The organism is Actinoplanes oblitus (assembly GCF_030252345.1).
Taxonomy (GTDB): domain Bacteria; phylum Actinomycetota; class Actinomycetes; order Mycobacteriales; family Micromonosporaceae; genus Actinoplanes; species Actinoplanes oblitus.
This window is the reverse complement of sequence record NZ_CP126980.1, coordinates 3615613-3629648: the sequence shown is the minus strand read 5'-3', so window position 1 is coordinate 3629648 and position 14036 is coordinate 3615613. Positions and strand designations below refer to the sequence as shown.

The following is a 14036-nucleotide window of genomic DNA, read 5'->3' as shown; positions in this document are numbered from 1 at the left end:
GGGGACCGAACGAAACGAGTGCGAGATGCCTACCCAGCCGGAGATCGCCCCCGTCGTCGACGCGGCGCACGCCGCGCCGTTCGGCGCCGCCGCCGACTATCACGCGGCGATCGAGCGGGTCCGGGCCGCCGCCACGGCGTATTACGCGGGCACCGACCTCGCCATGGACGACGCGACCTACGACGCGCTGCTGGCCCGGGTCACCGCCACCGAGCAGGCGCAGCCCGGCTGGGTGGTGCCCGGCTCGCCCGCACAGGTCGTCGCGGCCGGCGGCGGCGTGACCGGCGACGTCGAGCACAGCACCCCGATGCTCAGCCTGGCGAATGTGTTCGACGAGGAGGAGCTGCGTGCCTGGGCGGCCCGCCTGGAGCGGGTGATCGGCCGGCCCGCCGCCGGTTACACGGTGGAGCCCAAGATCGACGGCATGGCGATCGCCGCGCGGTATGTGGACGGCAGGCTCGTGCGGGTCGCCACCCGCGGCGACGGCCGCGCCGGGGAGGACGTGACCGCCCAGGCCGGGTCGGTAGCCGGGCTGCCCGCCGAGCTGACCGAGCCGGTGACCGTCGAGGTGCGCGGCGAGGTCTTCATGACCGACGACGACTTCGCGCGGGCCAACGAGTTGCGCACCGCGCACGGCGGCCAGCCGTTCGCCAACCCGCGCAACGCGGCGGCCGGCACGCTCCGCGCGCAGGACCGGGCCTATCTCGCCCCACTGTCCTTCCTGGCGTACGCGGTGCACGACCTCCCGGCCGGCGACGCCCTCACGCACAGCGCCGCGATGGCCGCGATCGCCCGGCTCGGTGTCGCCACCACCGGCGGCTCGGCGGCCGGCATGGCGGTCTGCACGACAGTCGACGAGCTGGTCGCGGCGATCGCCTCGCTCGGCGCGCTGCGCGACAAGCTCGGCTTCGACATCGACGGTGTGGTGATCAAGGCGGACTCCGCCGCCGACCGGGCGGCCGCCGGCTCGTCCAGCCGGGCGCCGCGCTGGGCCGTCGCGTACAAATTCCCCGCCGACACCCGCACCAGCCGGCTGGTCGCCATCGAGGTGCAGGTCGGCCGGACCGGCCTGATCACCCCGGTCGCCGTGATCGAGCCGGTGCAGGTCGGCGGTGTGGTGGTCACCTCGGCCACCCTGCACAACTTCGAGGACCTGGTCCGCCGGGACGTGCGGGTCGGCGACACGGTCTTCGTCCGCCGGGCCGGCGAGGTGATCCCGGAGATCACCGGGGCCAAGCTGGACGAGCGTCCCGAGGGCGCCGAGCCGTTCCAGGCGCCGGCGGTGTGCCCGCGCTGCGGCGGCGCGATCGACCGCTCGCAGAAACGCTGGCGCTGCGTGCAGGGCCGGGCGTGCGGCGCCACCGAGTCGCTCGCCTATTTCGCGGCCCGCGACTCGATGGACATCGAGGGCCTCGGCGACAAGGTGATCCGCGCCCTGGTCGCGGCCGGCCTGGTCACCGACCCGGCCGACCTCTACGACCTGGATGTCGAGGCGGTCTCCCGGCTGGAGCGCCTCGGCCGCACCTCGGCGGCCAAGCTGATCGCGAACATCCAGGGGTCGAGGTCGCAGCCGCTGTCCCGGGTGCTGACCGGCCTCGGTGTCCGGATGACCGGCCGGTCGATGTCCCGCCGCCTGGCCCGCCACTTCGGCTCGATGGCGGCTCTCCAGGCGGCCACCGTCGAGCAGTTGCAGGAGGTCGAGGCGGTCGGCCCGGAACGCGCCGCGACGATCGCCGCCGAGCTGGCCGACCTGGCCCCGGTGATCGCCAAGCTCACCGACCGCGGCATCACCATGGTCGAGCCCGGCGTGACGCCGTTCGCGGAACGCGCCGCCCCGGCCGAGGGCGTGCGCCTCCCGCTGTGCGGAGCGGACGGCACCCCGATGACGGTGGTGGTCACCGGCTCGGTCCCCGGCCTGACCCGCAACGAGGGCAACGAGGCCGTCGAGCGCCTGGGCGGCAGGTCGTCGGGTTCCGTCTCCCAGCGCACCGACCTGGTGGTGGTCGGCGACGGCGCCGGCTCGAAGGCCACCAAGGCCGAGAAGCTGGGCCTGCGCATCATGCCGTCGGACCGCTTCGCGGCCCTGCTGGCCGCCCACGACGCCGGCGAGTCCCCGTCCCTCGACGACTTCTAGGCCGCTTTCACCGGGGCCGGTGCCCTGGCCGCGGCCAGCTGTCTGCTCGGCTTCCGGTGAGGCTCCGGGGCGCGGCGGGGACGGCGGGCCGGGCGTGCGGGCTCGTCGTCGGACCGGCGGACTCGTCGTCGGACCGGCGGACTCGTCGTCGGACCGGCGGACTCGTCGTCGGACCGGCGGGCTCAGCTGCTTGAACGGCGAGCCGTCCGCGCGTTACCGTGCGGCGCGCCGTGATGGCGCGCCGGCGGATGCGATACGCTCCGGCAACGATGTCAGTCGATTGACGGCCGACTGCCGGGAGCGCTCCCACGGGCGGTGCCCGGATCGGGTCGTCGCCGGGATCGGGTGTGCCGGTGGCGGGTGAGCGGCGCGGGGGCCAGAGGGGTGTGTGGCGATGTCCGAGGTCGTCTCGGTCCGGGCGGAGGGTGACACACCGGTGAAGGAGAGCCCGGAGTCCGCCGGCACTCCGCGGACGCTGCCGGGGCTGCGGCTCGCGGCATCCGCGATCGGGGTCTACCTGATGCTGCGGGCGCTCAGCCTCGAGGTCATGTACGTGCTGGCCAGCTACGCGCACGCGCGGGCGCCGGGGCGGCAGGTCTACCCGGACGGGTCGATCGGCAACCAGTGGCGCAGCTTCACCTCGATCATGGACGCGCTGGTCTCCTGGGACGGGCGCTGGTACGTGAAGATCGCCGGTGGCGGCCTCGGCGGGCCGGTCGGTGCTGTCGACGCCGACGGCGTGCCGTACGAGCTGCGGCTGGCGTTCTTCCCGCTCTACCCGTGGCTGGCCCGCCCGCTGACGTTCCTGCCGTTCGTGTCGCCGGTCGCCGCCTGCCTGATCGTCTCGTTCCTCTCGGCCGTCGCCGCGGCCTGGGGCCTCTACGCGGTCGGCCGGCACGTCGGCGGTCACCGGGTCGGCGTCATGCTGGCCGCGGTGTGGGCGATCGCGCCGGCCGCCATGACGCAGAACGGCGCGTACACCGAATCGCTCTTCACCGCCCTGGCGGCCTGGGCGCTCTACGCCGTGCTCACCGAGCGCTGGCTGCTCGCCGGGGCACTCGCCGCTGTCAGCGGTCTCAGCCGGCCCACCGCCGCCGCGCTGATCGGTACCGTCGGCCTGGCCGCGCTGGTCGCCGCGATCAGCCGGCGCGGCGGCTGGCGGCCGTACGCCGCGATGCTGCTCGCCCCGGCCGGCCTGCTCGCCTACTTCGCCTTCGCCGCCGCCCGCCTCGGCGGCTTCTCCCGATACACCGACCTGCACCACAACACGTTCGGCGCGCGCTGGGACAACGGCGAGAACACCTGGGGCATGGTCAGCGACATCCTGTTCGGCGTCGACGACGACAACGCGGCCAAGCCGATCCGGGTGCTGTCGCTCGTCATGCTGGCCGCCTTCGTGGTGCTGCTCGTGCTGCTGGTGCCACGGGTGCCCTGGCAGCTGACCGTCTTCGCGGCCGCGATGCTGGTCCTGGCGACCGGCACGAGCACGCACATCTCGATGATCGGCCGGCACCTGATGCCGGCGTTCCCGGTGCTGCTGATCCCGGCGATGCTGCTGGCCCGCGCCGCCACCCGGGATCGGATCATCGTGCTCGGCCTGCTGGCGCTGCTGTCCGGGTGGTATGCGGGCTGGCTCCCGTTCATCTCCGGCCAGGCCATCTGACGGGTGACGCGATGGGCGTACCGGAAACGGGGTGACCCCGGAGCGAGCGGACCGGGAGCGGCCATCCCGCCGGGATGAGGCGCGGCCCGGTCCGTTGCGTCAGCGTTCGGGACATGGCTATCGACACGTTTCTGGTCTATGTGGGTGTGTACCCGACGGTGGATGCGGCGCTCAGCGACTACGACGCGGTCAAGGCGCTGCATCGGGACGCGGGCCTGATCGACGCCTACGACGCGGCGGTGCTGGAGCGGCGCGCGGGCGGCAAGACGAAGATCGTCAAGAAGCACGAGACGCCCACCCGCGCCGGTGGTGTCCTGGGCGGCAGCGTCGGCCTGGCCACCGGGCTGGTGGTGGCGCTGTTCCCGATCGCCGGGCTGGGCGGCGGCCTGCTCGCGGCGAGCACCGGCGGTGGTGCGCTGATCGGCGCGCTGGCCGGCCACGCCGCCGGTGGGATGAGCCGGCACGACCTCAAGGAGCTCGGCGAATACCTGGACGCCGGGCAGGCCGGGCTGGTCGTGGTGGCGGTCGCGGACATGGGCACCAAGGTGGAGCACGCCATGCTGCAGGCCGAGAAGGTCACCACCCGCGATCTCAAGGCCGACCCGGAGGAGATCGAACAGGACGCGCGGCTCGCCACCGCCTGACCCGGCGGCGGCCGGCGCCACCGCCGTCCGTCCCACCCGGGCACGCCGGCATGACCGCTTCGGACCGCCCGCACCGGCTCCGGGCCGGCCCGTCCTGCGAACCATCCGGCTTCGTGGCAATCTGAGGCGGTGAGCAGTGACTTCGCGTTCTGGAAGACCGCCGTCCGCGATCCCGAGGACACGTACGACAGTCTGTCCGACGGGTACGCCAACGGGCTCGAGCCGCACCCGGACGTCACCGCGTTCCGTGGCGAGCTGCTCAAGCGCTGGCCCGACCTGGCCGACGTGCTGGAGCCGATCGAGCAGGACGTGATCGACGACCCGGCCGACGGAGCGAAGTACGTTCTGCTCACCCTGCCGCCGGAGATGCTGGACCGCGTCGAGGCGATAGCCGAGTTGGCCGACAAGTATCAGTTGCGCGGTTACCGTGGGGTGACCGGCGAGGCGTTCTGACGCCACCGCGCCGGGGTGACCTCGTGGGCGGCCCGGAAGCGCCTGATGAAATAGCTGACGTCCGGGTAACCGACCCGGTGGCCGATCGCCGCGACCGTCAGGTCAGTATCGGTCAGCAGGAGGCGGGCCTGCTGCATGCGCCGCTCGGTCAGCCACTGCTGGACGGTGCGCCCGGTCTTGCGGCGCACCAGCGTGGTCAGATGCCCCGGGGTGAGCGCGAGGTCGGCCGCCACGTCGGCCAGCGAGATCGGCTCGGCGAACCGCCGCTCGATCACGTCGAAGACCGCGGCGAGCAGCGGCTCGTCCGCCGAGCGCAGTTCGCCTGCCTGCCGGGCGACCTCGACCAGTAGCAACGTCAGGTGGGCGAGTGCCGCCTCCGGATATCCGGTGCGGCGTTCCCGCAGCTCGGCGTCGAGCGCGGCGATCCGGGCCAGCCATCCGGGCCGCTCGGCGAGCGGGATGTGCAGGCGCTGCGCCCGGTCGGCGCCGCGGGCGAACGGGAACAGCAGCGGGTGCGCCCGCCACGACGAGGACGCCTCGGCCCGGACCACGTCGGCCGGGAAGAAGATCGCCCAGCCCTCCTTGACGATCTCCCCGGCCGGCGCCGGGAAGGACAGCACCTGGCCGGGCGCGATGACGAACAGGTCGCCGTCGGTCACTGACCACTTCCGGTCGTCGAGCAGGAAGGCGCCGTCGGCACGGTGGGCGTAGAACAGCACCAGGAAGTCGTGCGTGTGCGTGTGCGGGCCGGGCAGCGTGCTCGGGATCAGCGGCTGGTCGGGCAGGCGGGTCACGGCGACCGGCGGGCTACCGGGGGCGCGCAGGAAGACCGCGACCGGCACACCGCCGGTCGTCCGCCGGCTCATCCGGGTCGGCCGGGCATGCGGAGGCGGATCCGAGGAATGTCCCATCCCCGCCACAGATCCGGCGATGCCGCTGCTCCCCTTCTGCACGACGCTGAGAGTACGACCGAGTTTCGTCCGATCACCAGAGTGGGAGCCGTCATGACCGAAACCGCCCGGCCGTACATCCCGGCCATGGGCCGCCACTGGATGCTGTTCCTCTACGACCCGTTCGCGCGGGCCACCCGGCTCTCCCGGGTGCACGGCGAGTTGCTGGACCGGGCCGGCGTGCGGCCCGGCCAGACCGTGCTGGAGATCGGCTGCGGGCCCGGTGACGTGCTGTTACAGCTCGGCCGGCGGGTACCGGACGCCAAGTTGATCGGCATCGACCCGGATCCGGCAGCGCTGCGCAAGGCCCGCCGCAAAGCCGCGCGACGCGGCCTCGAAATCACATTCCAGCTGGCGTACGCCGATCGGCTCCCGTTGCCGGACGACAGCGTGGACCGGGTGCTCTCCTCGTACATGCTGCACCATCTGGACACCGATCAGCAGGTCGCGGCGTTGCGGGAGGTCGGGCGGGTGTTGCGTCCCGGCGGCGAGGTGCATGTGGTGGACGCGGACGGAACACCGCACCAGGGGTCGAAGCGGCATCGGCACCCGCGGCTGGCCGGTCACACGCCGGACCGGATCGCGGACCTGATGCGGGAGGCCGGCCTCACCGCGGTGACCGAGAACGGCCACGGGGAGCGGCCGGTCATCGGGCGCTACGCGTTCGTCCGCGCCACCGCCTGACGGCCCGGCCGGTCCGTGACCGCGCCCCGCCGCGTCACGGCGTGCCACCGCGGCTCCTCCGGCGTCATCGCCTGGCACCGCGGTCCGCAGAGGATCGCCCGGCCGGTGAGGACGCCGGCTGGCACTCACGGTCCTATCCCGAGCCCGGAGAGCACCACCACAACCAGCCGGCAGACGCGGGCTGGCGCTCACGGTTGTCTCCCGGGCCCGGAGAGCACCACCACGACCAGCCGGCAGACGCGGGCTGGCGCTCACGGTTGCCTCCCGACCCCGGACAGCACCACCACAACCAGCCGCGAGACGCCGGCTGGCGCTCACGGTTGTCTCCCGGGCCCGGACAGCACCACCACGACCAGCCGACAGACGCGGGCTGGCACTCACGGTTGCCTCCCGGGCCCGGAGAGCACCACCACAACCAGCCGACAGACGCCGGCTGGCACTCACGGTTGTCTCCCTGGCCCGGACAGCACCACCACGACCAGCCGGCAGACGCCGGCTGGCACTCACGGTTGTCTCCCGGGCCCGGACAGCACCACCACGACCAGCCGGCAGACGCCGGCTGGCACTCACGGTTGTCTCCCGGGCCCGGACAGCACCACCACGACCAGCCGGCAGACGCCGGCTGGCACTCACGGTTGTCTCCCTGGCCCGGACAGCACCACCACGACCAGCCGGAAGACGCCGGCTGGCACTCACGGTTGTATGCCGGGGCGGAGCTGGGGACTGTGCCAGGAGCGGTGTTTCCGGCCCGACACGCCGGGCTGAGGTCCGGCGGGATGGGCACCGTGAGTGATGACATCGAACGTTGTGAGTCCACGGAAGAAGACCGAGGGTGACGGGCGGCAGCTGTCGCCGGAGCAGGCCGCCGCGGCGGCGATGGTGGCCGAGGCCAAGGCTCGCGGGCTGGAACTGACCGGCCCGAACGGGTTGCTGAAGCTGTTCACCAAGAACGTGCTCGAGACCGCGCTGAACGAGGAGATGACCGAGCATCTCGGCCACGAGAAGAACCAGGCCGAGCCGGGACGCGAATCAACTAATGTGCGCAACGGCAGCCGCGGTAAGACGGTTATCTCCGATGCCGCCGGCGAAGTTCAGATTGATGTTCCCCGGGATCGGGAAGGAACCTTCGAGCCGCAGATCGTCAAGAAACGGCAGCGGCGGCTGACCGAAGTCGACGAAATCGTGCTGTCGTTGTATGCGAAAGGGATGACGACCGGAGAGATCTCCGCGCATTTCGCCGAGATCTACGGGGCGTCGGTGTCGAAAGAGACCGTCTCGCGGATCACCGACAAAGTCGTCGCGGAGATGACCGAATGGTCATCACGGCCCCTCGACCGGGTGTACGCGGCCGTGTTCATCGACGCCATCGTCATCAAGGTCCGCGACGGTCAAGTCGCGAACCGGCCCATCTACGCGGCCATCGGTGTCACCGTGGATGGCCGCAAGGACGTCCTGGGCCTGTGGGCCGGCGCCGGTGGTGAGGGTGCCAAGTTCTGGCTCAGCGTGCTGGTCGACCTGAAGAACCGTGGCGTGGCCGATGTGTTCTTCGTCGTCTGCGACGGGTTGAAAGGATTGCCGGACAGCGTCGAGGCGGTCTGGCCGCAGGCCATCGTGCAAACCTGCATCATTCACTTGATCAGGAATACGTTCCGCTTGACGTCCCGAGCCGACTCGGACGCGATCAAGCGAGACATCCGGCCGATCTACACCGCCGTCAACGCGGATGCGGCGGCGGCCGCCCTGGACGACCTGGAAGAAAAATGGGGCACCAAATATCGGGCGATGGTCCGGCTGTGGCGTAACGCCTGGAACGAGTTCATTCCTTTCCTCGACTACGACGTCGAGATCAGGAAGGTGATTTGTTCTACTAATGCGATCGAGTCGTTGAACGCCCGCTATCGGCGGGCCGTGCGCGCTCGGGGACACTTCCCAAGCGAGCAAGCCGCGCTGAAGTGCCTGTACCTTGTGACCCGCAGCCTGGACCCGACAGGAACCGGCCGCGCCCGATGGACGATGCGCTGGAAGCCCGTGCTGAACGCCTTCGTCATCACCTTCGGTGACCGCTGGCCGGCCGCCGAAACCTACTGATCGAAGAGCCGGAAACACCGATCACGGTACGGACCCCGGAGCTGGGCGGGCGGCGTGCTGGGCGGGCGTACCGGGAATTTTGGAGCGTGGCGGGAGACGGGTCGCGATCCGGTGCGTGGTGGGTCTGGTCAGGTCATGGCGGGCGCGGACTGGATGGGTCGGCGGTCGGTGGGAGAAATGGGTGGCAGGAGGGCTGGTGGGGTGCGGAGGATACGGCCATGTCTGGAGTGCCTGAGGGATTCACCTACCGGGTTCGGAAGAACGGGGACATCGATGTGCTGCATCACGGACGGTCGGCGGCAGTGCTGAGGGGCGTGGCCGCGGCACGGTTCCTGGTCGACGTGGACACCTCGGATCCACAGGAGTTGATGGCTCGGATCACCGGAAACTACAAGCACGGCAACGAGCGGGCCGCCAAGCAGCATCCCCGCAACCGGCGGCGCTGACACGCGGCCGGAGATCCGCCGGGCCGCTCCGCTTGGACCCGCACGTCTGTACCGGGTCCCGAGCCCCGCCCCTCGGGTGGGTGCCAGATCATTTGTCGGATGGACGTTCGTTTCGCCGGGATCGGCGAGATCGCTGAGGTGCCGGCGGTCGCTGTGGTGGTCGATGTGATGCGGGCCTTCACGGTTACCGCGTGGGCCTTCGCTCGAGGGGCGGAGAAGGTGGTGCTCGCGGCTTCGCTGGAGGAAGCGCTGACGCTCAAGGCCCGGCGTCCGGACTGGGTGACGCTCAAGGACGGCGCGCCGGCTCCCGGCTTCGACATGGTGAACTCACCGGGGCTGATGGCCTCGGCGGATCTTTCCGGGCGGACCGTCGTGCAGAAGACGACGAACGGGACGGTCGGGGTGCACGCCGTCACGGGGGCGTCGCTGGTGCTGTGCGCGAGTTTCGTGGTGGCGGAGGCCACGGCGCGGGTGTTGCGGGGGCGCCAGGGCGACGCGGTCACCTTCGTGGTGACCGGTGCGGGTGGGCGGGCCGAGGAGGATCTGGCCTGCGCTCAGTACATCGCCGGGCGGGCCGCCGGAATGGGTACGGATACGGCCGGGTTCCTGGAGCGGGCCGCCGGGTCACGGGCTGCCGCCGATCTCGCGGACGGGGTGCGGCGCGGGTTTCCCGGACTGCACGCCGACGATGTGGCGCTGTGCCTGGAGACGGACCGCTTCCCGTTCGCGATGGTGGTAACAGCGGAAGGCCCGCTCATGGTGCTGCGTCCGCTGCCGATCGGCGCGCCGGGGTGAGCGACCGCGGAGACCGGAGCCGGGGAACGACGGCGGGGCGCCGGGTACCGCGTACCGGAAACGGGGACGGGGACGGCGGGGCGCGGGCTGCGGGCGTACCGGAAGGGGATCGGGGCGGACGCGGGCCTGGGGTCAGGCCTCGGTCAGGAGGCCGTCGGTCTCGTGGTGTTCGGCGCCGGTCTCCGGGCAGATCCAGACGCCGTCGGCGTTTCGGGTGAGCGGGCGGCCGGCCCGGCCGACCCAGCCGATGCGGCGGGCCGGTACGCCGACGACCAGGGCGAAGTCCGGCACGTCCTTGGTGACGACGGCACCGGCGGCGACCAGGGCCCAGCGGCCGACGGTGACCGGGGCGACGCAGACCGCGCGGGCGCCGATCGCCGCGCCCTCGCCGATGGTGACGCCGACGGCGGTCCAGTCGTCGCCGGTCTTGAGGCGGCCGTCCGGGGTGACGGCGCGCGGGTACTCGTCGTTGGTGAGCACCGCGGCCGGGCCGATGAAGACGCCGTCGGCGAGGCGGGCCGGCTCGTAGACGAGGGCGTGGTTCTGCAGCTTGACGTTGTCGCCGATGACCACGCCGGGGCCGACGTAGGCGCCACGGCCGATATTGCAGTCGCGGCCCAGTCTGGCGTCCTCGCGGATCTGGGCCAGGTGCCAGATCCGGGTGCCGGCGCCGACCTCGGCGCGGGGGTCGAGGTCCGCGGTGGGCGCGACGGTGACGTCGGTCATCGGAAGCCTTTCCGGAGAGTCAAGATCCGGGCCAGGGTAGACGGAAGTGGGCCCGCGCGATGTCAGCAACACGACGCGTTCCTCCGAAGTGACCGTTGGTCGGCCCGCGGAGTGACCGCAAGGCGGACCTCGAACGGCCGAACGGGTCGGCTTGGTCTCCGGCGCCGCCGGAAATCCGTCATCGATCTAGCGCACCTCCTAAGGGGATCGATAGCTTGCCAAGGGTTTGTGAGTCCGTGCTGACCTGACAAAGATCGGAAGTCTGTTGAACGCGTCCGAGCCGATCGGCATCGCCGTCATCGGGGCCGGGTACTGGGGCCCCAACCTCGTCCGCAACTTCCAGGCCAGCCAGCAGTTCCGGCTGCACTGGCTCTGTGACCTCGACGTCGAGCGGGCCCGCCGGGTCCTCGGTGGATACTCCACCGTCCAGGTCACCGCCGACCTCGAGGAGGTTCTGGCCGATCCACGGGTGCAGGCGGTGGCGATCGCCACCCCGGCCGGCACCCACCTGAAGGTGGCCCTGTCCGCGCTGCGCGCCGGCAAGCACGTGCTGGTCGAGAAGCCCCTCGCGGCCACCTACGAGGAGGGCCTGCAGCTGGTCGAGGAGGCCGAGCAGCGGGGCCTCACGCTGATGTGCGACCACACCTACTGCTACACCCCCGCCGTGCTGCGCATCCGCGAGCTGCTGCACGCCGGCGAGCTGGGTGAGCTGCACTTCCTCGACTCGGTCCGGATCAACCTGGGCCTGGTGCAGCGCGACATCGACGTGCTCTGGGACCTCGCCCCGCACGACCTGTCGATCCTGGACTTCGTGCTGCCGGCCGGCCTGACCCCGGTGGCGGTGGCGGCGCACGGCGCGGACGGGATCGGCGCGGGCCGGGCCTGCGTGGCCTATCTCACGCTGCAGCTGAGCAACGGCGCCATCGCGCACATCCACGTCAACTGGCTGTCCCCGGTGAAGATCCGTACCGCGATCTTCGGTGGTTCGAAGCGGACGCTGGTGTGGGACGACCTCAATCCCAGCCAGCGGCTGGCCATCTACGACCGGGGCGTCGACGTGGCCTCCCCGGACGAGCTCGGCGACGAGCAGCGCCGGGACATCCTGATCTCGTACCGGTCCGGCGACATGGTGGCGCCGGCGCTGACCGAGCGGGAGGCGCTGCGCACCATGGTCGACGAGTACGCACGGGCGATCACCACCAAGACGCCCGCGCTCACCGACGGCCGCTCCGGCCTGCGGGTGCTGGAGCTGCTGCAGGCGGCCTCCCGTAGCCTTGCCGAGGGCGGCACGATGATCAAGCTCAACGAAGGGCACATGGCGTGACGGCTGTATCGATCGAGGGCGCGCGCGCCCTGGTCACCGGCGGGGCGGGCACCATCGGCTCGCACGTGGTCGACGAACTCGTCCGCGGCGGGGCCGCCGAGATCGTCGTCTTGGACAACTTCGTCCGCGGCCGGCGGGACAACCTGGCCTGGGCGCTGGAGAACGGCCCGGTGAAGCTGGTCGAGGGCGACATCCGCGACGTCGGCCTGGTGCGCGAGGTGACGGCCGGCAAGGACCTGGTGTTCCACCTGGCCGCGATCCGGATCACGCAGTGCGCCGAGGAGCCGCGGCTGGCCAACGAGGTCCTGGTGGACGGCACGTTCAACGTGATCGAGGCGGCCGCCGAGGCCGGCGTCAAGAAGGTCATCGCGTCGTCGTCGGCGTCGGTGTACGGGCTGGCCGAGGAGTTCCCGACCACCGAGCGCCACCACCCGTACCACAACGACACGTTCTACGGCGCTGCCAAGGCGTTCAACGAGGCCACCCTGCGCAGCTTCAAGGCCATGAAGGACCTGGACTACGTGGCGCTGCGGTACTTCAACGTCTACGGCCCGCGGATGGACATCTACGGCCTGTACACCGAGGTGCTGATCCGCTGGATGGAGCGGATCGAGTCGGGCACTCCCCCGCTGATCCTCGGCGACGGCCTGCAGACCATGGACTTCGTGCACGTGGCCGACATCGCCCGCGCCAACATCCTGGCCGCCCGGGCGGACGTCACCGACGAGGTGTTCAACGTGGCGTCCGGCACCGAGACCAGCCTCAAGGAGCTGGCCGCGGCGCTGAGCGCGGTGATGAAGTCGGACCTGGCGCCGGAGCACGGCCCGGCCCGCGCGGTCAACGGCGTCACCCGGCGGCTCGCCTCGACGGACGCCGCCGCCGACCGGCTCGGCTTCCGCGCCGAGATCGGCCTCCACGAGGGCCTGCAGCAGCTCGTCGACTGGTGGCGGGCGTCCAAGTGATCCCCGTGATGATCCCCATGCTCGGGGAGGAGGAGGCCCAGGCGGCCGCGGACGCGGTCCGTTCCGGCTGGGTCGCCCAGGGGCCGCGGGTCGCGCGGTTCGAGAAGGAGTTCGCGGCCACCGTCGGCGCCGGGCACGGCGTCGCGGTCAGCTCGTGCACCACCGGGCTGCACCTGGCCCTGGTCCTGCTCTCGCTGGACCCGGGCGACGAGGTGATCGTGCCCTCGCTGTCGTTCATCGCGACCGCGAACGCGGTCCGCTATGTCGGGGCCACCCCGGTCTTCGCCGACGTCGACCTGGCCACCGGCAACCTGACCGTGGAGACGATCGAGGCGGTTCGCACCCCGCGCACCAGGGCGATCATCGCGGTGCACCAGGGCGGCGTGCCGTTCGACACGGTGGCGCTGCGCAAGGCCGCCGAGGACTGGGGCGTCGCGCTGGTCGAGGACGCCGCCTGCGCGGCCGGCTCGACCGCCTACGGTCAGCCGGCCGGTACCGGCGCCGCCGTCGCCGCCTGGTCGTTCCACCCACGCAAGGTGCTGACCACCGGCGAGGGCGGCATGGTCACCGTCGACGACGCCGAGACCGCGGTGCGGTTGCGGCGGCTGCGCGAGCACGGCATGAACGTGTCGGCGGCGGACCGGCACAAGAGCTCGCAGCCGGTGCTCGAGGCGTACCTGGAGACCGCCTACAACTACCGGATGACCGACATCCAGGCCGCTGTCGGCCTGGTCCAGCTCGGCCGCCTGGCCGGCCTGGTGTCGCAGCGCCGGGAACTGGCCGCCCGGTACCACGAGCTGCTGTCCGGCATCGACGGGCTGGTCCCGGTCCGCGACCCGGCCCACGGGACGACGAACTACCAGTCGTTCTGGGTGCTGATCGACCCTGAGTTCCGCACCGGCCGGGACGAGGTGCTGGCCGAGCTGGCCCGGCGCGGTGTCTCGGCGCGACGCGGGATCATGGCGGCGCACCTGGAGCCGGCGTACGCGGACGTCACCCCGGCGCCGCTGCCGGTCACCGAGCGGATCACCCGGGACTCGCTGATCCTGCCGCTGCACCACAAGATCACCGACGACGACCAGAAGCTGATCGTCGGCATCCTGCGCGAGCTGGCGTAAGAACTCCGGGGACCACCGGCCGGGTGGCCGGTGGCCCGCCGCCCGGCGG

Annotated in this window: 13 protein-coding genes; 11 read left to right on the top strand and 2 right to left on the bottom strand. The window is 71.7% G+C overall.

The genetic code is table 11. The features are described from left to right. The first annotated feature begins 25 nt into the window (after positions 1 to 25). From ligA to Actob_RS16225, 4 genes are all read left to right on the top strand, one after another. Positions 26 to 2134 (top strand): NAD-dependent DNA ligase LigA, encoded by a 2109-nt coding sequence (gene ligA, locus Actob_RS16240; protein WP_284921027.1) that lies wholly within the window; start codon positions 26 to 28, stop codon positions 2132 to 2134. Positions 2135 to 2528: 394 nt separating this feature from the next. Further along, the gene (locus Actob_RS16235; protein ID WP_284921026.1) at positions 2529 to 3797 is read left to right on the top strand and encodes a glycosyltransferase family protein; all 1269 of its coding nucleotides are present in this window, start codon (positions 2529 to 2531) and stop codon (positions 3795 to 3797) included. A gap of 113 nt (positions 3798 to 3910) precedes the next feature. Further along, entirely contained in the window at positions 3911 to 4441 is a 531-nt protein-coding gene (locus Actob_RS16230) for a DUF1269 domain-containing protein (RefSeq protein ID WP_284921025.1), read from the top strand. A gap of 129 nt (positions 4442 to 4570) precedes the next feature. After that, positions 4571 to 4894, top strand: coding sequence for a hypothetical protein (locus tag Actob_RS16225; RefSeq protein ID WP_284921024.1), 324 nt, complete (start codon positions 4571 to 4573; stop codon positions 4892 to 4894). Here Actob_RS16225 and Actob_RS16220 read toward each other — a convergent pair. Then, the gene (locus tag Actob_RS16220) at positions 4864 to 5736 is read right to left on the bottom strand and encodes an AraC family transcriptional regulator (RefSeq protein WP_407653705.1); all 873 of its coding nucleotides are present in this window, start codon (positions 5734 to 5736) and stop codon (positions 4864 to 4866) included. The genes Actob_RS16225 and Actob_RS16220 overlap by 31 nt on opposite strands. A 162-nt stretch (positions 5737 to 5898) precedes the next feature. Between Actob_RS16220 and Actob_RS16215 the strand changes: the two genes are divergently transcribed. From Actob_RS16215 to Actob_RS16200, 4 genes are all read left to right on the top strand, one after another. Further along, positions 5899 to 6528, top strand: a complete 630-nt coding sequence (locus Actob_RS16215) for a class I SAM-dependent methyltransferase (protein ID WP_284921023.1) — start codon at positions 5899 to 5901, stop codon at positions 6526 to 6528. Positions 6529 to 7320: 792 nt separating this feature from the next. After that, on the top strand, positions 7321 to 8616 hold the full coding sequence (locus Actob_RS16210) for an IS256 family transposase (RefSeq protein WP_284921022.1): 1296 nt from the start codon (positions 7321 to 7323) through the stop codon (positions 8614 to 8616). Between the two features lie 218 nt (positions 8617 to 8834). Then, positions 8835 to 9062 (top strand): hypothetical protein, encoded by a 228-nt coding sequence (locus tag Actob_RS16205; protein ID WP_284921021.1) that lies wholly within the window; start codon positions 8835 to 8837, stop codon positions 9060 to 9062. Between the two features lie 99 nt (positions 9063 to 9161). Further along, positions 9162 to 9857: a 2-phosphosulfolactate phosphatase gene (locus tag Actob_RS16200; RefSeq protein ID WP_284921020.1), complete on the top strand. Its 696-nt coding sequence runs from the start codon at positions 9162 to 9164 to the stop codon at positions 9855 to 9857. Between the two features lie 132 nt (positions 9858 to 9989). Here Actob_RS16200 and Actob_RS16195 read toward each other — a convergent pair whose 3' ends face one another. Next, positions 9990 to 10583, bottom strand: coding sequence for an acyltransferase (locus tag Actob_RS16195; protein ID WP_284921019.1), 594 nt, complete (start codon positions 10581 to 10583; stop codon positions 9990 to 9992). Positions 10584 to 10848: 265 nt separating this feature from the next. Here Actob_RS16195 and Actob_RS16190 point away from each other — a divergent pair, with 265 nt between their 5' ends. The 3 genes from Actob_RS16190 to Actob_RS16180 are packed head-to-tail and all read left to right on the top strand — an operon-like array spanning position 10849 to position 13987. Beyond that, positions 10849 to 11907 carry a Gfo/Idh/MocA family protein gene (locus tag Actob_RS16190; protein ID WP_284921018.1) on the top strand — a complete coding sequence of 353 codons (1059 nt, stop codon included), beginning with the start codon at positions 10849 to 10851 and terminating at the stop codon, positions 11905 to 11907. Continuing rightward, the gene (locus Actob_RS16185; RefSeq protein ID WP_284921017.1) at positions 11904 to 12869 is read left to right on the top strand and encodes an NAD-dependent epimerase/dehydratase family protein; all 966 of its coding nucleotides are present in this window, start codon (positions 11904 to 11906) and stop codon (positions 12867 to 12869) included. The genes Actob_RS16190 and Actob_RS16185 overlap by 4 nt, the downstream gene beginning before the upstream one ends. Positions 12870 to 12877: 8 nt before the next feature. Further along, positions 12878 to 13987, top strand: a complete 1110-nt coding sequence (locus tag Actob_RS16180) for a DegT/DnrJ/EryC1/StrS family aminotransferase (RefSeq protein ID WP_284921016.1) — start codon at positions 12878 to 12880, stop codon at positions 13985 to 13987. Positions 13988 to 14036: the final 49 nt, after the last annotated feature.

Bases quoted from the DNA above. Each gene is read 5' to 3' on its own strand.
- ligA (WP_284921027.1), top strand. From the start codon at position 26: ATGCCTACCCAGCCGGAGATCGCCCCCGTCGTCGACGCGGCGCACGCC.
- Actob_RS16235 (WP_284921026.1), top strand. From the start codon at position 2,529: ATGTCCGAGGTCGTCTCGGTCCGGGCGGAGGGTGACACACCGGTGAAG.
- Actob_RS16230 (WP_284921025.1), top strand. From the start codon at position 3,911: ATGGCTATCGACACGTTTCTGGTCTATGTGGGTGTGTACCCGACGGTG.
- Actob_RS16215 (WP_284921023.1), top strand. From the start codon at position 5,899: ATGACCGAAACCGCCCGGCCGTACATCCCGGCCATGGGCCGCCACTGG.
- Actob_RS16210 (WP_284921022.1), top strand. From the start codon at position 7,321: ATGACATCGAACGTTGTGAGTCCACGGAAGAAGACCGAGGGTGACGGG.
- Actob_RS16205 (WP_284921021.1), top strand. From the start codon at position 8,835: ATGTCTGGAGTGCCTGAGGGATTCACCTACCGGGTTCGGAAGAACGGG.
- Actob_RS16200 (WP_284921020.1), top strand. From the start codon at position 9,162: ATGGACGTTCGTTTCGCCGGGATCGGCGAGATCGCTGAGGTGCCGGCG.
- Actob_RS16195 (WP_284921019.1), bottom strand. From the start codon at position 10,583: ATGACCGACGTCACCGTCGCGCCCACCGCGGACCTCGACCCCCGCGCC.
- Actob_RS16180 (WP_284921016.1), top strand. From the start codon at position 12,878: ATGATCCCCATGCTCGGGGAGGAGGAGGCCCAGGCGGCCGCGGACGCG.